General features: G+C 39.5%; 22 protein-coding genes. 20 read left to right on the forward strand and 2 right to left on the reverse strand.

Annotated features, from left to right (window positions below):
• The first annotated feature begins 113 nt into the window (after positions 1-113).
• The 6 genes from RVY80_RS06730 (at position 114) to RVY80_RS06755 (ending at position 5,399) form a co-directional block, all read left to right on the forward strand.
• On the forward strand, positions 114-1,013 hold the full coding sequence (locus RVY80_RS06730; protein WP_317330025.1) for a DMT family transporter: 900 nt from the start codon (positions 114-116) through the stop codon (positions 1,011-1,013).
• Positions 1,014-1,118: 105 nt separating this feature from the next.
• Positions 1,119-2,003 (forward strand): DMT family transporter, encoded by an 885-nt coding sequence (locus RVY80_RS06735; protein ID WP_317330026.1) that lies wholly within the window; start codon positions 1,119-1,121, stop codon positions 2,001-2,003.
• Positions 2,004-2,007: 4 nt separating this feature from the next.
• The gene (locus RVY80_RS06740) at positions 2,008-3,726 is read left to right on the forward strand and encodes an ATP-dependent nuclease (RefSeq protein ID WP_317330027.1); all 1,719 of its coding nucleotides are present in this window, start codon (positions 2,008-2,010) and stop codon (positions 3,724-3,726) included.
• Between the two features lie 144 nt (positions 3,727-3,870).
• A complete protein-coding gene (mscL, locus tag RVY80_RS06745) occupies positions 3,871-4,338 on the forward strand; it encodes a large conductance mechanosensitive channel protein MscL (protein ID WP_317330028.1) in 468 nt (155 codons plus the stop codon).
• A gap of 270 nt (positions 4,339-4,608) precedes the next feature.
• The gene (locus RVY80_RS06750; protein ID WP_317330029.1) at positions 4,609-4,779 is read left to right on the forward strand and encodes a hypothetical protein; all 171 of its coding nucleotides are present in this window, start codon (positions 4,609-4,611) and stop codon (positions 4,777-4,779) included.
• Positions 4,767-5,399 carry a prolyl oligopeptidase family serine peptidase gene (locus RVY80_RS06755; RefSeq protein WP_317330030.1) on the forward strand — a complete coding sequence of 211 codons (633 nt, stop codon included), beginning with the start codon at positions 4,767-4,769 and terminating at the stop codon, positions 5,397-5,399. The genes RVY80_RS06750 and RVY80_RS06755 overlap by 13 nt, the downstream gene beginning before the upstream one ends.
• 143 nt (positions 5,400-5,542) lie before the next feature.
• Here RVY80_RS06755 and RVY80_RS06760 read toward each other — a convergent pair whose 3' ends face one another.
• Positions 5,543-6,436 (reverse strand): fumarylacetoacetate hydrolase family protein, encoded by an 894-nt coding sequence (locus tag RVY80_RS06760; RefSeq protein WP_317330031.1) that lies wholly within the window; start codon positions 6,434-6,436, stop codon positions 5,543-5,545.
• Between the two features lie 263 nt (positions 6,437-6,699).
• On the opposite strand from RVY80_RS06760, the gene RVY80_RS06765 reads away from it, so the two are divergent.
• The 6 genes from RVY80_RS06765 to RVY80_RS06790 all read left to right on the forward strand — a co-directional run bounded on the left by RVY80_RS06765 (position 6,700) and on the right by RVY80_RS06790 (position 12,880).
• Positions 6,700-7,683 carry a 2-hydroxyacid dehydrogenase gene (locus RVY80_RS06765; RefSeq protein ID WP_295192565.1) on the forward strand — a complete coding sequence of 328 codons (984 nt, stop codon included), beginning with the start codon at positions 6,700-6,702 and terminating at the stop codon, positions 7,681-7,683.
• A gap of 110 nt (positions 7,684-7,793) precedes the next feature.
• The gene (locus tag RVY80_RS06770) at positions 7,794-9,485 is read left to right on the forward strand and encodes a glutamine--tRNA ligase/YqeY domain fusion protein (RefSeq protein ID WP_295192564.1); all 1,692 of its coding nucleotides are present in this window, start codon (positions 7,794-7,796) and stop codon (positions 9,483-9,485) included.
• Positions 9,486-9,642: 157 nt separating this feature from the next.
• The gene (locus RVY80_RS06775; protein ID WP_317330032.1) at positions 9,643-10,269 is read left to right on the forward strand and encodes a hypothetical protein; all 627 of its coding nucleotides are present in this window, start codon (positions 9,643-9,645) and stop codon (positions 10,267-10,269) included.
• 273 nt (positions 10,270-10,542) lie between these two features.
• Positions 10,543-10,803, forward strand: coding sequence for a DUF3793 family protein (locus tag RVY80_RS06780; protein WP_317330033.1), 261 nt, complete (start codon positions 10,543-10,545; stop codon positions 10,801-10,803).
• Positions 10,804-10,889: 86 nt separating this feature from the next.
• On the forward strand, positions 10,890-11,306 hold the full coding sequence (locus RVY80_RS06785; protein WP_295188321.1) for a flavodoxin: 417 nt from the start codon (positions 10,890-10,892) through the stop codon (positions 11,304-11,306).
• 461 nt (positions 11,307-11,767) lie between these two features.
• Complete coding sequence (locus RVY80_RS06790) at positions 11,768-12,880, forward strand: 5-methyltetrahydropteroyltriglutamate--homocysteine S-methyltransferase (RefSeq protein ID WP_317330034.1); 1,113 nt, start codon at positions 11,768-11,770, stop codon at positions 12,878-12,880.
• A 106-nt stretch (positions 12,881-12,986) separates the two neighbouring features.
• Here the strand turns inward: RVY80_RS06790 and RVY80_RS06795 are convergent, their stop codons facing one another.
• Positions 12,987-14,153 (reverse strand): pyridoxal phosphate-dependent aminotransferase, encoded by a 1,167-nt coding sequence (locus tag RVY80_RS06795; RefSeq protein WP_317330035.1) that lies wholly within the window; start codon positions 14,151-14,153, stop codon positions 12,987-12,989.
• 279 nt (positions 14,154-14,432) lie between these two features.
• Here RVY80_RS06795 and RVY80_RS06800 point away from each other — a divergent pair, with 279 nt between their 5' ends.
• The 8 genes from RVY80_RS06800 to clpX all read left to right on the forward strand — a co-directional run bounded on the left by RVY80_RS06800 (position 14,433) and on the right by clpX (position 21,958).
• Positions 14,433-15,611, forward strand: a complete 1,179-nt coding sequence (locus RVY80_RS06800; RefSeq protein WP_317330036.1) for a RuBisCO large subunit C-terminal-like domain-containing protein — start codon at positions 14,433-14,435, stop codon at positions 15,609-15,611.
• Between the two features lie 8 nt (positions 15,612-15,619).
• Positions 15,620-16,471 carry an ATP-dependent sacrificial sulfur transferase LarE gene (larE, locus tag RVY80_RS06805; RefSeq protein WP_295188315.1) on the forward strand — a complete coding sequence of 284 codons (852 nt, stop codon included), beginning with the start codon at positions 15,620-15,622 and terminating at the stop codon, positions 16,469-16,471.
• Between the two features lie 108 nt (positions 16,472-16,579).
• Entirely contained in the window at positions 16,580-17,392 is an 813-nt protein-coding gene (locus RVY80_RS06810) for an MBL fold metallo-hydrolase (protein WP_317330037.1), read from the forward strand.
• Positions 17,389-17,868: a 23S rRNA (pseudouridine(1915)-N(3))-methyltransferase RlmH gene (rlmH, locus tag RVY80_RS06815; RefSeq protein WP_317330038.1), complete on the forward strand. Its 480-nt coding sequence runs from the start codon at positions 17,389-17,391 to the stop codon at positions 17,866-17,868. The genes RVY80_RS06810 and rlmH overlap by 4 nt, the downstream gene beginning before the upstream one ends.
• Positions 17,869-18,107: 239 nt before the next feature.
• Positions 18,108-18,563 carry a CBS domain-containing protein gene (locus RVY80_RS06820; protein WP_295192552.1) on the forward strand — a complete coding sequence of 152 codons (456 nt, stop codon included), beginning with the start codon at positions 18,108-18,110 and terminating at the stop codon, positions 18,561-18,563.
• A 194-nt stretch (positions 18,564-18,757) separates the two neighbouring features.
• Entirely contained in the window at positions 18,758-20,062 is a 1,305-nt protein-coding gene (gene tig / locus RVY80_RS06825; protein WP_295192551.1) for a trigger factor, read from the forward strand.
• Positions 20,063-20,098: 36 nt separating this feature from the next.
• Entirely contained in the window at positions 20,099-20,692 is a 594-nt protein-coding gene (gene clpP / locus RVY80_RS06830) for an ATP-dependent Clp endopeptidase proteolytic subunit ClpP (protein WP_295188309.1), read from the forward strand.
• A 12-nt stretch (positions 20,693-20,704) separates the two neighbouring features.
• Positions 20,705-21,958: an ATP-dependent protease ATP-binding subunit ClpX gene (gene clpX, locus RVY80_RS06835; RefSeq protein WP_295188308.1), complete on the forward strand. Its 1,254-nt coding sequence runs from the start codon at positions 20,705-20,707 to the stop codon at positions 21,956-21,958.
• Positions 21,959-22,002 lie beyond the last annotated feature (44 nt).

Consider the following 22,002-nt stretch of genomic DNA (forward strand, 5'->3'; position numbering starts at 1 on the left):
TACAAGCAGGATTTTTAGTAAAGCATCGCTAATTATACAATATAGAGATAAGACGAATGATCTAATAAAACCGCCTTTCTTTGAAGGGCGGTTTTTTGAACAGTGAGGGTGTTATGGTTAAAAAAGGGCTAATATATGCCTTGTTATCTGCCGTGCTATTGAGTACGATGAATTTATTTGTAAAAATGCTAGGAACGAGTATGCCATCAGGGGAAATTGCCTTTTTCCGTGGATTTATTGGTACCATTGCAGTTCTATCCGTGATGGCGTATAAGAGAATTCCGTTTTCAAAAGAAGATAGAGGCTTGCTCGTTATGCGTGGCCTTTATGGTGGATTTGGAATGGTGTGCAATTTTATTGCCTTAGTGCACATGAAAATGTCTGATGCGACGATTTTATTCCAAACGTCAGGAATTTTCGTCTTGATTTTTAGTGCAGTGTTTCTCAAGGAGGGGGTACCAAAGGGGGCCGGTAAATGGTTATTGGTTATTTTTGCTGCAGTTATGGTCATGGTGAATCCCTTCCAATATGAAACGTTTACTTGGTATGCATTGGTAGCTTTATTAGGAGCGGCATTGTCGGCTGCGGCGTATGCAACCATTCGTAGTATCAGTAAACATGGGAAACATAGTAATTTTGAGATTATGACCTATTTCCTTGTAACGGGTATGATGGCAGGCCTTGTGACAACTGATAACTTTGTGATGCCTCAGGGCGATCAATGGTGGCTTATTCTTGTGATTGGCGGTATTACCGTGGTGGCTCAATTCTTCCTTACCGGCGCCTTTGTTACGACTAATGCTGTGGTAGCCCAATTTCTTCAATACATCGGTGTGTTTATTAGCTCCTTCTATGGATATCTATTCTTTGATGAAAGTTTATCTATTACTACAGTCTGTGCAGGTATAGCAATGTTTATTGCTTCTGTTATGCTCGGTCGATTGAAAGAGCAAGCAGGGCCTATAAGGGAACCTAAAGTAGTAGCTGAAAGGCTTGCTGTTACACCTAAATAATATACTTATCGTATCTGGTCTATTAGATACTACACTATTTTGAAATTATAGGAATATGTATATTAATATACATATTTGTGATTAGGATAGAAATGAGTGTTGTAAATGTTACAAAAAGGTGTTATTTATTCATTAATTGGCGCATTTTGGATGAGCACCATGAATTTGTTTATCAAGTTTTTAGGGGGCACATTACCAGCAGGAGAAATCGCTTTTTTGCGAGGTTTTTTAGGGTGTGTTCTGGTGTTTTTATTTAAATATATTCGCCACATTTCCTTTACTCATGAAGATCGAAAGCTATTGTTTTTACGTGGCCTCTTTGGAGGATTGGCGATGGTATGTAATATTATTGCCTTTATACATCTTAAAATGTCTGATGCAGCTATATTATTTCAGACTACCGGTTTTTTTGTATTTATATTTAGTGTTACCATTTTGAAGGAACGTGTTCCGAAAGGAGCCGGTAAATGGTTACTCGTCATGTTATTGGCAGTAGTGGTGTTGGTGGATCCATTTTCTTATAGCAGTTATAACTGGTATGCTTTTGTTGCTTTGCTAGGGGCTGCACTATCTGCGGCAGCATTCACTACTATACGTAATATTAGTAAACATGGTAAACATAGTAGTTTTGAAATTATGACATACTTTATGGCGGGCAGTATGATTTCAGGGGCGTTAGTTGTTGACCAGGCCGTTATGCCTACAGGTCATGAGTGGTGGATTATTTTAGCCCTTGGTGTGATTACTGTTAGTGCTCAGTTCTTCATAACGGGCGCATTTGTCACTACAAATGCGGTAGTGGCCCAATTTTTACAATATGTGGGTGTATTCATTAATGCTATCTATGGTTATATATTCTTTGAGGAAAGTTTAAGCTACTCTACTGTGATTGCGGGGATTATTCTATTTGTAGCCTCCGTGATGTTGGCTCTATTAAAAGAACAGGATCAACCTATTATAGAGGAAATTATTGTGGAGACTAAAAGGTGATGCTATGTATTTACGTAAAATTCATGTAGAAAACTATAGAAATTTGGAAAATCTAGAACTGAGCTTTCACCATGACGTAAATTATTTTGTTGGGGAAAATGCAGTTGGTAAAAGTAATTTTCTAGATTTATTGCAAACGATAACGATGGGATACGGATTCTTAGAAAATGATTTTACCCATGTAAACCGTCCTGTACGCATTACGATGACTCTTGCCTTTAGTGAGTTAGAGGGGCGATTAGATACTAATAATGAATGGTTACATGTACCAGAGGAAGTCACTATTCGTTTAGAACAAGTGATTCAAGAGGTATATCCACGTGTATATATTATGAAAGGCAATGACCTAGAACCAGTATCATTATCTCTGTTACGCCATGCGTTATATGTATGTCATCGGGATACGTCAGAAAAGGAGCTCTTTGATATTCCTGCACATGTATATCATGAATTGGGACAGTTAATGGTAGAAAAGATGCCCGACCATTTGAATGATCAAGTAATACTTAGCATGTCGAGAAGTTTATTTGATGAAAAGATGGATATGGATCCTAACTGTAGTATGAATATTCGACGTCTTATTGAATTGCTGGATACACGTGCAGAAGCCGAGTTAGAGAAAAAATATACAATTGATAATGTGCGTTTAATCATGGCGGTAGCATCAAAATTGGTGGCGCAAATTTATATGAAGGTTCATAGTGCGGCTACAAATTTAGAGTCCCTTATCATTACTACTGCAGATGGGAAACGGTTCTTGCCAATTTTTATTAGTGTAGATGAACCAGAGCTTCATTTGAGCCCTTATTTGCAACGTGCAGTGTTAAATTATTATCGCCAAATTGCGACAAATGAAAATAAGCCATTTTTGCAGTTGTTGAAGATGTTGTTTAATATAGATGGATTATTAGGTCAATTATTCATCGTTACCCATAGTACAGATGCATTAGTGGATGATTATCGAAATATTATTCGTTTATATCGCAATGAGACAGGTGTTGTTCGTGGCGCTTGTGGTGTGACATTCCAATTTCCTCGGGAGGTGGAAAAACATTTGATTATGCACTTCCCAGAGGCGAAAGAAGCACTTTATTCGCGCTGTATTATCCTCGTAGAAGGGGAAACTGAGTATGGTAGCTTTAGTGGATTTGCTAAACATATAGGTGTGAATTTTGATTATTATGGTATATGTCTTATTAATGCACGAGGGGAAGCCTCTATTGCAAAGCTTAATAAGCTATTTCGTAGTTTTTCCATTCCAACGGTAGCGTTATATGACAAGGATGTGCAGGATCGTCATGGTAAAGTGAATCCTGATGTGTTTTACACCGATGAGATTTGTTATGAAATGGATTTTGTAGCACATCTATTGAAAACTAAAAATCGTTCTGTTATGGATGCCATTGTTCGAGATTTAGTGGAAGATGGGAGTGGTACCGTTACGAAGGATATGTTAAGACGGGGGATGGGTAAGTTAGGAATTACGCATAGTCAAATTGTACCTCGGAAGTTAAAAAATATCTCAGATCGCCGAATTGACGATTTATTGCTCTATTATTTTTCATGGTTCTTTTCCAATAAAGGTGTTATTGTGGGGCGGCGTATTTCCACGTATTTAACAGCTACCATGATTCCACCAGTGTTTAAAAGTGTCATTGAACGTGCGCGGGAGTTATCATTAGGGTCTCAGTTTGTGTTAAAGAAACCTATAGACTCTGATTAACGTCTGTTGGTATATACTTTTTTTAGTATATTTAATTATTTTATAAAACTATATCGAAAAATATTGACAAAGAGCCTTTACTCACCTATGATAAAAAGGTATTAAAGATTATGTCATTATTAACTTAACTAAGTAGGAGACAAAATGAGCGAATTATTGAAAGAATTTAGAGAGTTTGCATTTAAAGGTAACATGATTGACCTTGCTGTTGGTATGATTATTGGCGCAGCTTTCACAGGTCTTGTGAACTCTATTGTTGGTAACATGGTAATGCCAATTATCAGCTTGTTTACCGGTGGTATTGACTTCAACAATATGTATGTGCCATTGAATGATGCAGCTCGTGCAGCAGCACAATCTGGTGCAGATATCGAAACAGCTCGTGCAGCTGGTGCAGTATTTGCATATGGTACATTTCTTACTGATTTGATTCAATTCTTGATTTTAGCATTTGTTGTATTCATGATGATTCGTTGCCTTGCAAAAGCAATGGAAGCTGCTAAAAAAGAACAAGAAGAAGAAGCACCAACTACAAAAGAGTGCCCATTCTGTAAATCTGAAATCAATATCGAAGCAACTCGTTGCCCTAACTGTACTTCTGAATTGAACTAATTCCTTGTACAAAACGCCCCATCAATAGATGGGGCGTTTTTTTATACCATTATTTTAAAACTATTATGACTCAATCAGTTGAATAATAGGTGCTAATAATTTTGTGTAGTTACTGATTCTTAGCTATAATAAAGATATATAATTATACAATTGAGTATTTGAGAGGATGATATACTAATGAAAACTAGACGGTTAGTACTTGCATTAGCTTTCACCATGATAGGCGCAATGACAACTATGGCAGCAACACCGAATATGTTAGATGCGTAGATGGGCGGAGCGCCTCAAGCCACGGCGAATACACCCCTTGTGGTACCAGCAGACAGCACGGTATTACCAGTAGATATTTCAAGACCATTCGTATCCTACATTTCCAATGTGGTGTATGCACAAAAACCAAGTCGTGGTTATGACAATGTAGCATTGAAATGGATGTATTGAAACCGCAGAGCAAAGAAAAAATGCCAGCCATCGTGTATGTAACTGGTGGTGGTTTTATCAATGCCAATAAGGATAGTTATATGCAACAACGCATGGATTTGGCAGAGCAAGGGTATGTGGTAGCTAGTATTGAGTATCGTGTGGGCGCTACGAATGGTGTTGCTAAATTTGATGTAGGTGAGAATCTAAATGAGTCTAGTGATGTGCAAGCGGCAGTTGATTTGTATGGTTTGTCTGATTTAACACAAGTAGGTGCTGATTACTCTGCTGAAGTGCAGGCAAAACACATGTCTCCAGGTGCGTCAGAGGCCCTTTGGGTGAATGGCTCTGGCGTATTCGGTGGCAAGGATGGGGGCATTATGGCTGATCTTGAGGCGGTGAAAGCAGCGAACCCAATGACCTACATTTCTAGTAAAACACCACCATTCTTGTTTTTCCACGGCTCCAAGGATACGTCTGTATCCCCAAGCCAAACAGAACTCGTGCATCAAGCCTTATTGGCTAAAGGAATGCCGTCTACGCGCTATGTAGTGCCTAATGCACCACATGGTGGTTACTATTGGGTACAACCAGCAGTTATGGATAAAATCATTGAGTTCTTTAATAGTACATTGAAGTAATAATACAAAAAAGCAGTGCTTAGATGACTCTCTTCGCACTGCTTTTGTTGTGTGATGTGATTACTAATAATATAATGGATTACTAATACATTATATTATTACTATGAAGTTGTAGGTATAGCGTATCTATGCCAGAGGTTATATTAACGTACTGGATTTGTTAATGTACCGATATCAGAAATGGTAATGGACACTTCATCACCAGATTTTAAATAGCGCGGAGGATTAAAACCTTTACCAACCCCAGATGGTGTGCCCGTAGCTATAATATCGCCTGGTTCTAATGTCATGCCACGGCTTAATGTAGCGATGAGTTCCGGAATAGGATGGATGAAATCATGAGTATCCCCTGATTGACGTAATTCACCATTCACAAATGTTTTTAAGGTAAATTGTTTTTCTTGTTTGTCCCCTAATAAAATGTAAGGGCCCATTGGACAGAATGTATCTAGACTTTTACCGAGGAACCATTGGATATGATTACGTTGTAAATCACGGGCGGATACATCATTTAGGATGGTATAACCGAATACATAATCCCATGCTTCGGATTCTGAAATATTAGCGCCACGTTTTCCGATGATGATGGCGAGTTCACCTTCATAATCCACCATACTTGTTGCATGTGTATGCAATTGGATGTGTTCATTCGGTCCGATAACAGAGTTAGGTCGTTTTGTGAAGAAGATAGGTAATTCATTTTCCGCTTCTTTTTTGTCGCGAGTGAACTCTTTGATGTGTTCATCGTAGTTGAGGCCGATGCACATAACGTTACGTTGTACATTTGTGGGTTTAGTTAATACAACCTCGGATAATTCATATGGTTCAGCGATAGGATCCTCTTTGTGTTTTTCCAAAGCAGAGGCTACTGCTAATACACCTTCATTACCTTGCTCAATTAATTCATCGATAGTTTCAGGTAAGAATGTGAAATACATTTCCTCTAAATCGGCAGCACAGAGTATAGTTTGGTTTTCGTCGTTAATAACGCCCCAAGATTGGAGTCCATCTTTAGTTGTAAAAGCAGCAATTCTCATAAGTACCTCCCCATGATAGGTAAATGTATATTAAATATTTGCGTTCCTCGCCATTAAAGTTACTCATAATTATATTGAGTGTTGCTACTATTATATCATGATATGAGTAGAAAAATTATCTGTTTTCTTATATAATAAAATTTGACACAAAAACATAGAAATATCTTTGTTAATTATAGATTTTGGCTAAACTGATGTATGTATCAGGAGGCCAAGAGATTTTCAAACTGTGAAGGCTCGGACAGCCGAGAAAAGGAGGAGCTATGGGTAAGAAACCTGTTGTGGTTGTCAATGGCAAAGCGCGTGAAGATGCATTAGCCTACTTGGCAGAACACGTAGAAATTCGTCAGTGGACGGAAGCAACAAAAATGCCTCGTGAAACACTAAAAGAATGGTTACGTGAAGCCGATGGCTTGTGGAGCGTACGCCCTTTAGATATCGATGGTGATTTAGTAAAGGATGCCCCTAATCTTAAAGTAGTGGCTCAACCATCCGTAGGCTATGATAATGTAAAAGTAGATGAATTAACAGCCGCAGGTATTCCGTTTGGCAATACACCAGGTGTACTCAATGAAACCGTGGCTGAGCTAGCTTTTACATTGATTGCTTCGGCGAGCCGTCGCATTTATGAGAACATGAATTTTGTTACAGATGGTCAATGGCCTAAACAACCGACTGGTTGTGTGGTAGGTAAGGATTTGAGCCGTCGTACATTGGGCATTATTGGCATGGGTGGCATTGGCGTTTCTATTTCTCGTCGTGCTCGTGCATTCGGTATGACTGTGTTATATAACAACCGTCATCCGCGCAATGATGATAATTTATACATGACTACCTATAAAAGTCTTGATGAGTTATTGGCCTTGAGTGACGTTGTATGCGTTATGGCACCTCTCACAGATGAAACATATCATATGTGTGATGCCGAATTTTTCAAGGAAATGAAAAGTGATGCATTATTCGTCAATGTAGGTCGTGGCAAAATTGTGGATACCGATGCACTTGTAGATGCACTGAATAATGGTGAAATTGATTATGCTGCATTAGATGTAACAGATCCAGAGCCATTCCCAGCAGATCATCCATTGCTAAAAACTGGCAAAGCCCTCATTGTGCCACATATTGGATCCTATACGGACCGCACACGCTATGAAATGTGCATTTTAACGGCGGACAATATCATTGCTGGCGTTAATCAGAAACCATTGCCAGCGTGCGTAAACGAAGAAGTTAACTATAAAGAATAGTCTTTTAATTACTAAAATAAGGTTCATATAGTAGTTATATGCTATTGTAGATGATATTACTATGCCCATCATTATGATGCGGCTGATAGTATAATAATTAGGAGAAATGAATGTCTGAAGTAAATGAAAATCTAGCCACAGAAACTGCGGAAGAAGTAGTTGCTGTTAACTTTATCGAAGCAGAAATTAATAAAGATAACGAAGAAGGTGTATACGGTGGACGTGTACACACTCGTTTTCCACCAGAACCTAATGGATATTTGCACATTGGTCATGCGAAATCTATTTGCCTAAACTTTGGATTGGGTCAAGCCTATAAGGGCTTAACAAATCTTCGTTTTGATGATACAAACCCTGAAAAAGAAGACGTGGAATATGTAAATTCCATTAAAGAAGATGTAGAATGGTTAGGATTCCAATGGAATGGTACAGAGCTATATGCATCCGACTACTTTGATCAAATGTATGACTATGCGAAAGTGTTGATCCAAAAAGGCAAGGCTTACGTAGATGACCAAACGGCAGAACAAATTCGTCAAACTCGTGGTGATTTTTCCACACCTGGTACGAATAGTCCTTTCCGTGATCGTTCTGTAGAAGAAAACTTGAAACTCTTTGAAGAAATGAAAAACGGTGTATACGCGGATGGTGAAAAGGTGTTGCGTGCAAAAATTGACATGGCAGACCCTAATATTGTGATGCGTGACCCTGTGTTATATCGTATTGTAAACGCTGATCATCATAGAACTGGTAGTGCATGGAAAATTTATCCAATGTACGATTTTGCGCACCCTATCGAAGATGCTATTGAACGTATTACACATTCTGTATGTACATTGGAATTCGAAGTGCATCGCCCATTGTATAACTGGGTGCTTGAGGATTGGGCAGATTCTGAAAAACCTCGCCAAATCGAGTTTGCTCGTTTGAATGTGACCAATATGGTTATGAGTAAACGTAAACTACGTGCCCTAGTTGAAGCGAATCTCGTAGCAGGTTGGGATGATCCTCGTATGCCAACGATTTCCGGTTTGCGCCGTCGTGGTTATACGCCAGCAGCGATCCGCGATTTCTGTGAACGCATCGGTGTAGCTAAGGCTGATAGCACTGTTGATGTGGCACTTCTTGAATTCTGTATCCGTGAGGATTTGAAGCTCAAGGCTCCTCGTCCAATGGTTGTTATCGACCCTGTGAAAGTTATTATTGATAACTATCCAGAAGGCCAAATCGAAATGGTAACAGTGGAAAACAACCCAGAAAACGAAGAAATGGGTAGCCGTGAAGTTGCATTCGGTCGTGAAATCTACATTGAACGTAATGACTTTATGGAAGAGCCAATTAAAAAATTCTTCCGTTTGGCACCAGGTAAAGAAGTACGATTAAAAGGTGCTTACTTTGTAACATGCCAATGCATCGTAAAAGATGATGCTGGTAACATCACTGAAATTCATTGTACCTATGATCCAGAAACGAAGAGTGGCAGTGGTTGCACTCGTAAGGTAAAAGGGACATTGCATTGGGTTGAGGCCTCTACAGCAGTAGATGTAGAAGCTCGTTTGTATGATTATCTACTAAAAGAATATAGTGATGGCAAAGATTTCCTTGGTGATTTTAACCCAGAATCTCTTCAAGTGATGCATAGTAAAGGTGAGGCTTGCCTTGGTACAACTAAACCAGGTGATCATTTCCAATTCTTGCGTCAAGGTTACTATGTGACTGATAAAGACAGTACACCAGATCATATTGTGGTGAATCGTATTGTTGGTCTTCGCGATAGCTGGGCTAAACAACAAAAGAAATAATACATATTCGCTACAAGTTTAGAATCATCTAGACTTGTAGCGTACTTTTTTAGATATACTTGATATATTGTGCCATGGTCACTATTGGTGTTGTAGGTACTATAGGTGAGCCTGCAAGTGAATTGTGGCACAATATATCAAATTAGTGGAGATTTACATGAAACGATTGATAAAAATATCCTTGATGGCCACTTGTTTTGCTGCTATCAGTTCGGTAGGTTTTGCTGCTAACTTAGCGGGCCTTGCACAAACATCAGTAACATATAATAAAATGCCTACAGGGGCAACTATGTATGACAACAATCCAAAGGCGCTATTTGCTAATGATGCAGTTACATCAGTGAAGGAGTATATCAGAAGTCTTGGTGCCTTAGATGCGAATACATATACACTAAATATTAAAAACGAAAACGAAATGAATTATGCTGTAGTGGCTGAGGTCGTGTTGGGCGAACAAACATTAAATCGAATGGGTATAAATCTGAATACTCGTGACAAAAAGGATATGCTGGCTCAATTAGCCAATACTATTAATACAGCAGATATTAATACTGTACAACGTTATAAGGTAGTATCTCCATTGACTAAAAATGGCGATACCTATGCTGGTACATTCCAAATCAATACAACTCACAATAGCAATTATTACTCTGAGCAATTACATGTGACATTGTTTGATGATCGCTATGCGGGTCTATCTGTGCGTATCATTGCTATTGATACCAATAGCGATGCTAAAATTTGGCCACGTATTAGCGAGTTAATGAAATTGAAAACCAAATAGATTGATAAAATTCGATAAGCACTATGGTCTGAATGGGCTGTAGTGCTTTTTCTACTTATAAGCAATTGTATCGCTATAATAGCATGTACAATGCGTAGGGGAGTGTGATTGCTTCACAGAAATTTATGGTATAAATATGTGAATGTTTTGAAAAAAACTATCAAATATTCTTGACAATATTTCTCAATAGTCGTAAACTGTGTTTATAGGAATATTTCTCAATTTACTGAGTATTCTTACTTAACTTTCCCTTTATAAGCGACAGGTAGAACTATGATGAATTCAATTGACCATATCATTGGATTTCATTGTGCACCGGCAATTCGAGGCATTAAGTTGTCGAATTTGGTATCCATTCCACGGGACATGAATGATCAAATCCAAGTAGTATTGACTGAGTATAATAAACAATACAATACATTAGGTTTGTTCTTTTTTGAACTATGCCGTTGTAAAGAACGGAGATTGCTTCTAGTATTTAGAAAGCGTCAATACCGATGCGGTAGGTGCACAGCGCGCGTTCCTGTCTTATAAATTATGTCGGGAATATTGTCAAACACAGTTAAAACTGGGAAAAACGTTTAGTTCATTGGTCGCAAGAACGGCCTAGGAGGTACAAGATGATTGGTGTAGTATATTGGTCCGGTACAGGCAATACAGAAGCAATGGCTCAAGCAGTAGCTGAAGGCATCAAAGCAGCAGGTCAAGAAGTAGAAGTGAAATCCGTCTCTGAAATTTCCGTTGATGAAGCAGCAGCGTACGACAAAATCGCTCTTGGTTGTGCAGACATGGGTGCTGAACAATTAGAAGAAATGGAATTTGAACCATTCTATGTTGAATTAGAACCTAAATTGAGTGGTAAACAAACGGTAATCTTCGGCTCTTGGGGTTGGGGTGGTACTTGGTTAGATGACTGGGCTCCTCGTATCGAAGGTGCTGGCGGTATTGTTGTGGATAAATTACCTATCATGGGTACTCCTGATGATGACGGTCTTGCACAATGTAAAGAATTAGGCGAAAAACTAGCAAACGCTTAATTCTGATAGATTGCTGAATAACTATATGCTGATCTTAGCTATTTTCTTGGTGAAAGCATAGTTGCATAAGTTATAACAAAATTTTTCTCCTGAAAAGGATGTCACTGATTTCTTGAGTGACATCCTTTTTGCGTTATTAGGCCGTAAATTTGTTGGTATAATCCTAGCGCATGACATATGGTGAATGGTGATAGCGTATACCATAGAATGGTTGCTGCAATATGGTGATTAATACATGCGTTCCTATATAGGGAATGCTATGATTTTGTTATAGGGAATATGTATATCAAATTATTTGCTATAGTTTTTCCCTAATGGTATGATGAGTAAGTAAAAAATATCGACTGATATCGATATAAGTGATTTTGGTCACATAATAGGTCTGACAAACTAGCTTTCATAGGATGGGTAGGAATAGACGACTTGAGAGTATAGAGTGATATTATTGAAGGAGATTGAACATGAGTAAATATACTGGAATTCCATTTAGACATGATGTAGTAGGTAGTTTCTTGCGTCCTCAAGCAATTCATGATGCACGTCGTGCTTTTGAAGCCGGTACATTAACGGCAGAGGAATTGCGCGCTATCGAGGATCGCGAAATTAAAGCGTTGGTAGAAAAAGAAAAAGCCAATGGTTTGCAAGCGGTAACAGATGGCGAGTTCCGTCGTACTTACTGGCATTTAGATTTCCTTGAATTGTTACAAGGCGTAGAACATGTGAAAGCAGAAGCGTGGTCCGTAGCTTTCAAAGGGCACCAACCAAAAGCTGCCACAATTGAAATCACTGATAAAATCGGTTTTGGTGACCATCCATTTGTGAAGGATTTTGAATACTTGAAAAGCGTTGCTGGCGATACTGTAGCAAAAATGACAATCCCATCTCCTTCCATGTTGCATTTGATTTGCTGTGTTCGCGCTGAAAACTATACACCCATCGAACGTTATGCGAACGAAGATGATTTGTACCGCGATATCGCATTGGCCTATCAAGAGGCTATTAAAGCATTCTATGCAGCTGGGTGCCGTTACTTGCAATTAGATGACACATCTTGGGGCGAATTCTGCGATTTGGAAAAACGCAAAGATTACGCAGCACGTGGTCTTGATTTAAATGTAATCGCTCAAAAATATGTGGATATGATTAACCTTGCGCTAGAAGCGAAACCAGAAGATATGACGATTACAATGCATATCTGTCGCGGTAATTTCCGTTCCACATGGTTCTCCTCCGGTGGTTATGAAACTGTAGCAGAAGTTTTGTTCGGTGGTTGTAATATCGATGGATTCTTCTTGGAATATGACTCTGATCGCGCGGGTGGGTTCAAACCATTGGCACACATCAAAGATCAACAAGTTGTACTTGGTCTAGTAAGTTCCAAATTGCCTGAACTTGAAAAATTTGAAGATATAGAGGCTCGTGTGAATGAGGCAGCGTTGTATGTACCAAAAGAACAACTTCACTTGAGTCCACAATGTGGATTTGCCTCCACAGAAGAAGGTAATCTTCTCACAGAAGAAGAACAATGGGCTAAGATTCGTATGATTAAAGAATACGCTGAAAAAATCTGGTAATACAAAGCTAGATTATTAAAGACTAAAACAACAAAAAAGCTAGAACCAAATACACAAAACTGTGTTGGTTCTAGCTTTTTTATTTAGGTGAATTTTTGTGTGGCAATTAGTTTTTGAGTTCTTCTACAAATTCCTTCATGAGGCGGAGGGCTGTTTGTATTGTTTCTCTAGATGAGGCATAAGATATACGAATTTTATTTTTGCCACAGTCGCCAAAGGCAGATCCTGGTACAACAGCTACTTTTTTACTTTGTAGTAACTGAATAGCAAATTCTTCGTCGGAGAGTCCTGTGCTAGAGATATCTGGATATACATAGAAGGCGCCTTGTGGCACTGCTGCGGTGAATCCCATTTCTTGTAAGCCAGTGACGATTAAATCACGGCGACCGTGGTATTCTTCACGCATGGCTTTGATACTATCATCACAGTCGCGAATGGCTACGATGGCAGCTCGTTGCACTGGTGTAGCAGGCGCTACAATACTATATTGATGGATTTTGATACACATATCGATGATGAGTTTGGGTGCACATAGATAACCGATGCGCAATCCAGTCATGGCATAGGCTTTAGAGAAACCATTTAATGTAATTGTTCGTTTTTTCATATTCGGCAAGGCAGCAATGCTATGATGATCCGCATCATAGGTGAGTACAGAATAAATTTCGTCACTGATGACCATGATGTCATGTTTGATAGCGAAGTCTGCAATAGCCTGTAGTTGTTCTTTTGATAGAATAGCGCCCGTTGGGTTGGAAGGGAAGCCCATGAGTAGTGCCTTTGTGTTAGGCGTTACATATTTTTCGAGATCCTCTACGGTGAGGGCAAAACCTTCTTTCAAATAGGTTGGCACCATAACAGGTACACCATTATTTAATAGCACCTCACCTTTGTAGGCTACGTAGGATGGATCGGGAATGAGCACCTCGTCGCCATCGTTAAGAAGAACGCGGAGGGCTAAATCGATACCTTCGCTGGCACCAATGGTCAACATGATTTCACTGATATCATAGTTCACATAATAATGCTTGTTATACCATTCGCTGATAGCAGTTCGTAATTCAGGTAAACCGTGATTGCTTGTGTAATGGGTGTCTTGATTATCAAGGGCATGCTTCATTTCGTCTAGCACAGCTTGTGGAGGCGTGTAGTCTGGCTCGCCAATGGCTAGGGATACTACATTTTCTGTAGCCATTGCAAGCTCCCAAAATTTACGAATGCCAGAGGCTGGTAAATTGAGTGCTCGGTGGGAAAGATATTGTTGATAGTCCATGAGTTGTTCCTTTCAAGAAAAGTTCAATATTTAGTAGCTGATTGATGATTAACTCTATATTTCATACTAGAATATGTATTATAATTTTATAATAAGTGTACCATAAGTGTACCATAAAAAAGTGTACCATAAAATGCACTGAAGTAGTATGATTATATAAGACTATTAGAAATAGCTTTGATGATGAATCATCAATTGAGGTAGTTATACAATAACTACCTTGATTAAGTATAGAGTGGAACTAATAGGTATATAACTATTAGTCGTAGGAGTAAATAGATGAGTACAGAACGATTTACTGTAACCTATCGTATTGAATGTGACACGTACGATGAAGCAAAGGCTGTTATGTGGGCCCTTCAAGTGGAACAAACTATAGAATTTCCTTATGAATTTGTCACAGATCCATATATTAAAAATGAGGTGACCGGTCAGCTCGTATCCTTAGAACCAATGCCTGTGGGGAGTCATTACCGTACCGTTGGCGTTATGCCAGGGCGGGAATTGGATGAATCCCATTACTTTATTGGGGTTGTGTCCTATTTAGTGGATACAACGTCTATGGAAGCGACACAATTTTTAAATGTCCTATTTGGTAATTCCTCATTACAACCTGGTATCTGGGTGGTAGATCTTGAATTATGTCCGTCTTTGGTGGCTACTTTTGGTGGTCCTCGATTTGGATTGTCTGGATTGCGTGAGATTCTTGGTGTACCTAAACGAGCGATGATGCAAGCCGTTATTAAACCGATGGGAACACCCAATGAAACATTAGCTAACATGTGCGCTGCCTATACGCGGGGTGGTGTAGATGTCATTAAAGATGATCATGGTATTACGAACCAGAATTTTAGCGATTTTAAAGATCGTGTGGCACGTTGTGCAGAACAGGTGAATTCTGTGAATGCCCAAAATGGCACGAATACGCTTTATGCGGCTAATGTATCCGCTGATGGGGTTGAGGTATTGGAACGTGCTTACTATGCGAAATCCGTAGGGGTTACTGCATTGATGGTGGCACCAAGTTTGATTGGTTTTGGTTGGCTCCATGCATTAGCCACAGATTCAGAATTAGGATTGCCCATAATTGCCCATCCAGCTTTTGGCGGTGGATTTTCTTTGCCTGGCATATCTGGTATTGCAGATTATTTATATCTTGGTTTATTGCCACGTATTTTTGGTGCGGATATGCCGATTTTTGTGTCTTATGGTGGTCGATTTACCTTTACAGCACCACAATGTAAAAGAATCTCTAGTTACATTCGTAGTGCATATCAGGATATGGCTCCAGCGGTTCCATCACCGGGTGGTGGCGTGACGGATGCACGACTTGACGAATTGGTGAGCATTTACGACAATGATACAATGTTCCTCGTCGGTGGTGACATGTTTCGTCGTGGTCCTGATTTAGAGGCGAATATGAAATATTTTATTAGTCGCCTCGAAGCGTTGTGTTAGGAGGTCTCATGGTACCATTAAAGGAATTGCAGTTAGCACCTGCATTACAGGAAAAATTACAAGCATTAGAAAACTATATACGAGACCTTGGATCTATTGTGGTGGCCTACTCTGGCGGTGTGGATAGCACTTTGGTGGCAGCTGTAGCGCAACAAGTTCTCGGCGACAAAGCCTGTGCTTTTACGGTGGATTCCCCGACCTATGCAGAAGGGGAAACGCAGGAGGCCATTGATTTTGCTAAGGATATCGGCATTAAACATACTGTACAATACATTGATGAACTAGAAAATGATGAGTTTACAGCGAATACGGAGGACCGTTGTTACGTGTGTAAAAAATCTCGTTTTTCTGGACTCGTGGATTGGGCCAAAGAACAAGGTATCCAATGGATTCTTGACGGCAGTAATGTAGATGATTTAGGTGATTACCGCCCCGGTATGCGCGCGTTGTCTGAATTAGAGGGCATCAAGAGTCCTTTAATGGATACCGGATTTAGTAAGCCTGAAATTCGTACGGTGGCCAAGGCCATGGGACTCAAGGCCTGGGATAAACCGAGCGCACCTTGTTTGGCGACTCGTGTGCCCTATGGACATACTATTACACCAGAGGCGCTAGCGCGTATTAGTAAAGGGGAACATTTCCTTCGTCAATATACGAAAAATAATTTCCGCGTTCGTGATCATGAGACTGTGGCGCGCATTGAGGTGGTGGCGGAGGACTTTGCTTTGTTTGCGAATCCTGACCAACGGAAAACAATAAATGATTATTTTGAAAGCCTGGGCTTTCACTATGTTTGTGTTGATTTAAAACCATTTAAGAGTGGTAATTTGAATCGGGAAGTGACACAAGACAAGGATTAGATAGAAACGTATTGCATAACATGTTGCTGTGTAGTACCCGAATGCATCGGATATTACAGAGTAATTATTGTAGATGCAATAGATTGATATAGTAGAAGGGATGTTAATTTGGTAACACAAAATTCGTTAGCCACAGAGGTTCATGTGCTAGCTAGCGGTAGTAAAGGAAATTGTACGCTTATCCGGCGTGGGGAATCCTTTATCTTGCATGATGCAGGTATCAGTTGTCGACGTATCGTAAATGGTGTGAAGGAACTAGGCTTAGAGATGCACAGTTTAGAGGGCGTTTTTATTAGCCATGAACATTCGGATCATATTGGAGGATTGCAACAACTATTAAAACGATTTGATATCCCTGTGTACACAAAACAAGATACATGGCGCCAAATCCAATCACGGCTAACGGTACCAAATCATAATTTAGTAGCCCTTACAAAAGGGAGTTTGACTATCGGGAATATGGTAGTAGAGCCGTTTCGCGTTAGTCATGATGCGGCAGATCCTATCGGGATAAACGTATTTGCGGGCGATCAAAAGGTGACGGTGCTCACAGACTCTGGTGAGGTGGATGATCGGATGCTGCGATATTTGGATGATACGACAATGCTCGTGTTGGAGGCCAATTACGATCCACATATGCTTAAATTTGGTTCTTATGATCGATTTTTGAAAGAGCGTGTAGCGGGGCCTCAAGGTCATTTGAGTAATGATGCTACCGCACAAGCCTTGCTCATGATGAAACGACCTAATTTTATGCAGGTTATCTTGGCACATCGTTCTGAAAATAATAACAATCCAGTCCTTGTGACACAAACTATTGGCAATATGTTGGTGCAAGGCGGTGTTCGTATCGGGCCAGAAATGAAATTGCAACATGGTCAGCCCAATGAGTGCGTGTCTATGGTAGAGGTGACAAAATGAGATTTTCCGTTGTATGCATTGGTAAATTAAAGGAAGCCTATCTTCGTGATGGGGTGGCGGAATTTGTAAAACGTATGAGACCCTATGGGGGTGTCACCATTACAGAATTAAATGAAAGTAAGATTGGCGATAAACCTAGCGATGCAGATCGGTTGCAAGTGGTCAATGAGGAGGGACAGCGTTTATTGAAATCAGTTCCAAAATCTGCACACATGGTGTTGCTTGATGTGTATGGTAAAACTATGTCATCCGAGGAATTGGCTAAGGCCGTGTCTGATCTAGAGGTGAGTGGCACCAGTGATATGTGTTTTATCATTGGTGGCGCCTTTGGGGTGAGTGAAGAATTAAGAAACTCTGTGCATTATAAATTATCATTTAGTCCAATGACTTTTACTCACCAAATGGTACGATTATTGTTGGTTGAGCAGATTTATAGGGCTTGTAAAATTAATCGACGCGAGCCATATCACTGGTAATCGGTGATTGAATAATTGTGTATATATTTTAGTGTATATGTATATATTTTAGTGTATATATTATAAAGAGAACGTATTATAGAAATCATGTATTATAAAAAGGATTTTTCTTATTCAATAGCGAATATATATAATATAGACATATATGAGATGCTACCATATTAGTCTATATGAATATGTAGAAACCGTAGAGTAAACCAGTATGAGATCCTAGAGGATACTCGCAAGGAGGAGATACTATGAGAATAGAAGAAGTAATGAACAAATATCCTGTTACTATTGATAAACAAGCACCAATTTCTGATGTAGCAGAATTACTTGTAAAGTACAATTTAACAGCTGTATCTGTGGTGGATGAAAATAACAAATTGATTGGTATCATTACAGAAGGTGATTTGCTTTACAAAAAAGTGCGTCCTCATGTACCTCATTATGTAAATGTTCTTGGCGCAAGTATTTACTACAATGGTATTGGAGAATATAACTCTCAATTTAAAAAACTATTAGCATCTAGCGTAGAAGATTTGATGACGAAAGAGGTCATTACTGCTAAGCCAGAAACAGAAGTAGAAGAGGTGGTTGCAGTAATGCTTGATAAACATCTTAAATCCATGCCCGTTGTGGATGAAAAAGGTGTTTTGATTGGCTCTTTGGGACGCCGTGATATTATCAAATTAATTGCTAAAGATAACTAAACTATTTGTGGGTTACACGAAGTGAATAAATTATGTTGAATATAGCCAGGCATATCACTGAGTATGTGATGTGACCTGGTTATTTCAATGTTATTACATAATTGCATTGACTTGACTTTTATGTTATTATAAACAGTGCATAATATACTACAGAAATTTGGGCGAGTGAGCCCTTCGAGGAGGACATATTTTAAATGAAAGCAACTGTAAACCCTGTTGATCAACACGTAGTTACGTTAAACATTGAAGTGCCAGCTACAGAAGTAGACAAGGCTGTTAAACAAGCGGTAAAACGCATTGCAAACCAAGTAAACATTCCTGGTTTCCGTAAAGGTCATGCACCTCGTCGTATTATTGAAATGAACTTCGGTAAAGAAGCAGTTTTGGAAGAAGCATTCGAAATCTTGGCTAACCAAAATTACACTGCAGCTCTTCGCGAAAATGATATCGTACCTGTATCTGATCCTGAAATCGAACGCGTACAATTCGAAGAAGGTAAAGATTTAGTGTTCAAAGCAACTTTGACTAAACGCCCTGAAGTAACTCTTGGCGATTACAAAGGTTTAGAAGCTGAAAAACAGGACGCTACTGTATCTGACGAACAAGTAGAAGAACAATTGAATGGTATCCGTGAACAACAAGCTAAAATGGTTGTTGCTGAAGAAGGCGCTACATTACAAAAAGACGACTTTGCAGTAATCGACTTCGCAGGTACTGTGGATGGTAAAGCTTTCGACGGTGGCGAAGGTAAATCCTACCCATTACAAATTGGTTCCGGTAACTTCATTCCTGGCTTTGAAGATCAATTGATTGGTGCAAAAGCTGGCGATGACGTAACTGTAAAAGTTACATTTCCTGAAGACTATTTTGTAGCTGAATTAGCTGGTAAAGAAGCAGAATTCGCAACTCATGTTCATGACATTAAACGCAAAGAATTGCCTGAATTGAACGATGAATTTGCTAAAGAAGCTAGCTCCTACGAAACAATTGAAGAATTGAAAGCTGACCTTCGCAAAAAATTAGAAGAAGAAGCTTCTCATCGTGCCATCGATAACTACAATGGTGAATTGATTCAAACAGCTGTTAAAAATGCAACTGTAGAAATCCCAGAAGTTATGGTTGACGATCGTGTAGAACAAATGGTTCAAGAATTGGCTATGAATATGGAAGGCCGTGGCTTGAAACTTGATGACTACTTGAAATTCTCCAATAAAACTATTGAAGACTTAAAAGTTGAATATAAAGATAGCGCAGCAGAAAATGTACGTGCTGATTTAGTTCTTGACGCTATTGCTCAAGCAGAAGGTCTTGAAGTAACTCCTGACGACATGAACCGCGAAATCTTTGTTATGGCCCAAAACTTCGGTGCAGACCCTAAAGAAGTTTGGGATATTATTGCTAAAGAAGGCCGTGTGTCTATGTTAGCAAGCTCCGTAGCTCGTAAAAAAGCAGCTCGTTTCATCATTGACAACGCTAAAGGTGCTGAAGAAGCTAAATAATTCTTGCTGACTGGATGCATGTGATATGGTGATTACATGTATGTTCCAATCGTAGTAGAACAAAGTGAACGTGGTGAGCGTTCTTACGATATTTATTCTCGTTTGTTGAAAGACCGCATTGTATTCTTGGGTGGTCCTATCGATGATAATGTAGCGAATGCAGTTATTGCACAGCTTTTATTCCTCGAAGCTGAAGACCCAGATAAAGATATCCATCTTTACATCAATAGCCCTGGTGGTGTAGTCACTGCTGGCATGGCTATTTATGATACAATGCAGTACATCAAACCTGATGTTTCCACAATTTGTGTTGGCTCTGCAGCCAGCATGGGTGCTGTTTTATTGACAGCAGGTGCAAAAGGTAAACGCTATGCGTTACCACATGCTCGTGTTATGATTCACCAACCATTAGGTGGCGTACAAGGGCAAGCATCTGAAATCGAAATTCATGCCCGCGAAATTCTTCGTATGCGTGAAGAATTGAATGGTATCTTGGCATCCCACAGTGGTCAATCCATTGATGTAGTGGCCAAAGATACTGATCGCGACAATTTCATGAGCGCTCAAGATGCGGCTAATTATGGCCTCATTGACGAAGTTCTTGAAAGACCAGTTGCGACAGGCAAGTAATGGAGGAACCTTTTGGCTAAAGATAAAGAAACTATGCGTTGTAGCTTTTGCGGACGCACTAGTGAAGAAGTACGCAAATTAGTGGCAGGTCCTAATGTATTTATCTGCGATGAATGCATTGAAGTATGTCAAAGCATTATCGAAGAAGAATTAGGTGCAATAGAATCTGAAGGCTTTGCCCTTAAAGAAGTACCTACACCAAAAGAAATTAAAGCACATCTTGACCAATATGTTATTGGTCAAGATAGTGCTAAAATCTCCTTGGCTGTAGCAGTATATAATCACTATAAACGTTTACAAACAGATAATGTTGTAGATGATGTAGAATTACAAAAAGCAAATGTATTGTTCATTGGACCTACAGGTAGTGGGAAAACATTGTTAGCCCAAACCTTGGCGAAAATGCTAGAAGTACCATTTGCCATTGCTGATGCGACAAGCTTAACAGAGGCTGGTTACGTTGGGGAAGATGTGGAAAATATCTTACTCAAATTAATCCAAGCTGCTGATTTTGATATTGAGCGCGCAGAACGCGGCATTATTTATATCGATGAAATCGATAAAATCGCCCGCAAATCTGAAAATCCTTCCATTACACGTGATGTGTCTGGGGAAGGTGTGCAACAGGCATTACTTAAAATACTAGAAGGTACGGTCGCTTCTGTTCCACCGCAAGGGGGACGTAAGCATCCTAATCAAGAGATGTTACAAATTGATACAACAAATATCTTGTTCATTTGTGGCGGTGCTTTTGACGGAATGGATAGAGTCATTTCCAAACGTACAGCTAAGAAAACTCTAGGGTTCGGCGCTGATGTGCAACGAACTGAAGAGAAGGATGTGTCTGCTATTTTGAAACAAGTTGTACCAGAAGATTTGTTAAAATTTGGTCTTATCCCTGAATTCATTGGACGTTTACCAGTAATGGTAACACTTGATCTATTGGACAGAGATGCATTGATTCAAATTTTGACACAGCCTAAAAACGCATTGACAAAACAATACGAAAAAATGGTATCCCTTGATGGCGTTGAGTTGACTTTCACCCAAGATGCATTAGAAGAAATCGCTGATGAAGCATTACAGCGTAAAACTGGTGCTCGTGGATTGCGTTCCATTATTGAAAAAGTAATGAAACATGTGATGTACGAAATTCCATCTATGCCAGACGTTAAAAAATGTATTGTAAACCGTGAATCCGTAATAGGCACAGGTGAACCTATACTCAAAAATGAGGCAGACCAAGATATCCAGTTGAACTCGTAATTCTAAGAAACTCATTTCTGTGTAGGAATGAGTTTCTTTTCATA

The sequence above is a fragment of the Veillonella absiana genome (assembly GCF_032970865.1).
Classification (GTDB): Bacteria; Bacillota; Negativicutes; order Veillonellales; family Veillonellaceae; genus Veillonella; species Veillonella absiana.

What these genes read in the sequence shown, in the direction of transcription:
- RVY80_RS06730 (WP_317330025.1), top strand. Translation starts at nt 114, where the DNA reads ATGGTTAAAAAAGGGCTAATATATGCCTTGTTATCTGCCGTGCTATTG.
- RVY80_RS06735 (WP_317330026.1), top strand. Translation starts at nt 1,119, where the DNA reads ATGTTACAAAAAGGTGTTATTTATTCATTAATTGGCGCATTTTGGATG.
- RVY80_RS06740 (WP_317330027.1), top strand. Translation starts at nt 2,008, where the DNA reads ATGTATTTACGTAAAATTCATGTAGAAAACTATAGAAATTTGGAAAAT.
- mscL (WP_317330028.1), top strand. Translation starts at nt 3,871, where the DNA reads ATGAGCGAATTATTGAAAGAATTTAGAGAGTTTGCATTTAAAGGTAAC.
- RVY80_RS06750 (WP_317330029.1), top strand. Translation starts at nt 4,609, where the DNA reads ATGGGCGGAGCGCCTCAAGCCACGGCGAATACACCCCTTGTGGTACCA.
- RVY80_RS06755 (WP_317330030.1), top strand. Translation starts at nt 4,767, where the DNA reads ATGGATGTATTGAAACCGCAGAGCAAAGAAAAAATGCCAGCCATCGTG.
- RVY80_RS06760 (WP_317330031.1), bottom strand. Translation starts at nt 6,436, where the DNA reads ATGAGAATTGCTGCTTTTACAACTAAAGATGGACTCCAATCTTGGGGC.
- RVY80_RS06765 (WP_295192565.1), top strand. Translation starts at nt 6,700, where the DNA reads ATGGGTAAGAAACCTGTTGTGGTTGTCAATGGCAAAGCGCGTGAAGAT.
- RVY80_RS06770 (WP_295192564.1), top strand. Translation starts at nt 7,794, where the DNA reads ATGTCTGAAGTAAATGAAAATCTAGCCACAGAAACTGCGGAAGAAGTA.
- RVY80_RS06775 (WP_317330032.1), top strand. Translation starts at nt 9,643, where the DNA reads ATGAAACGATTGATAAAAATATCCTTGATGGCCACTTGTTTTGCTGCT.
- RVY80_RS06780 (WP_317330033.1), top strand. Translation starts at nt 10,543, where the DNA reads ATGATGAATTCAATTGACCATATCATTGGATTTCATTGTGCACCGGCA.
- RVY80_RS06785 (WP_295188321.1), top strand. Translation starts at nt 10,890, where the DNA reads ATGATTGGTGTAGTATATTGGTCCGGTACAGGCAATACAGAAGCAATG.
- RVY80_RS06790 (WP_317330034.1), top strand. Translation starts at nt 11,768, where the DNA reads ATGAGTAAATATACTGGAATTCCATTTAGACATGATGTAGTAGGTAGT.
- RVY80_RS06795 (WP_317330035.1), bottom strand. Translation starts at nt 14,153, where the DNA reads ATGGACTATCAACAATATCTTTCCCACCGAGCACTCAATTTACCAGCC.
- RVY80_RS06800 (WP_317330036.1), top strand. Translation starts at nt 14,433, where the DNA reads ATGAGTACAGAACGATTTACTGTAACCTATCGTATTGAATGTGACACG.
- larE (WP_295188315.1), top strand. Translation starts at nt 15,620, where the DNA reads ATGGTACCATTAAAGGAATTGCAGTTAGCACCTGCATTACAGGAAAAA.
- rlmH (WP_317330038.1), top strand. Translation starts at nt 17,389, where the DNA reads ATGAGATTTTCCGTTGTATGCATTGGTAAATTAAAGGAAGCCTATCTT.
- RVY80_RS06820 (WP_295192552.1), top strand. Translation starts at nt 18,108, where the DNA reads ATGAGAATAGAAGAAGTAATGAACAAATATCCTGTTACTATTGATAAA.
- tig (WP_295192551.1), top strand. Translation starts at nt 18,758, where the DNA reads ATGAAAGCAACTGTAAACCCTGTTGATCAACACGTAGTTACGTTAAAC.
- clpP (WP_295188309.1), top strand. Translation starts at nt 20,099, where the DNA reads ATGTATGTTCCAATCGTAGTAGAACAAAGTGAACGTGGTGAGCGTTCT.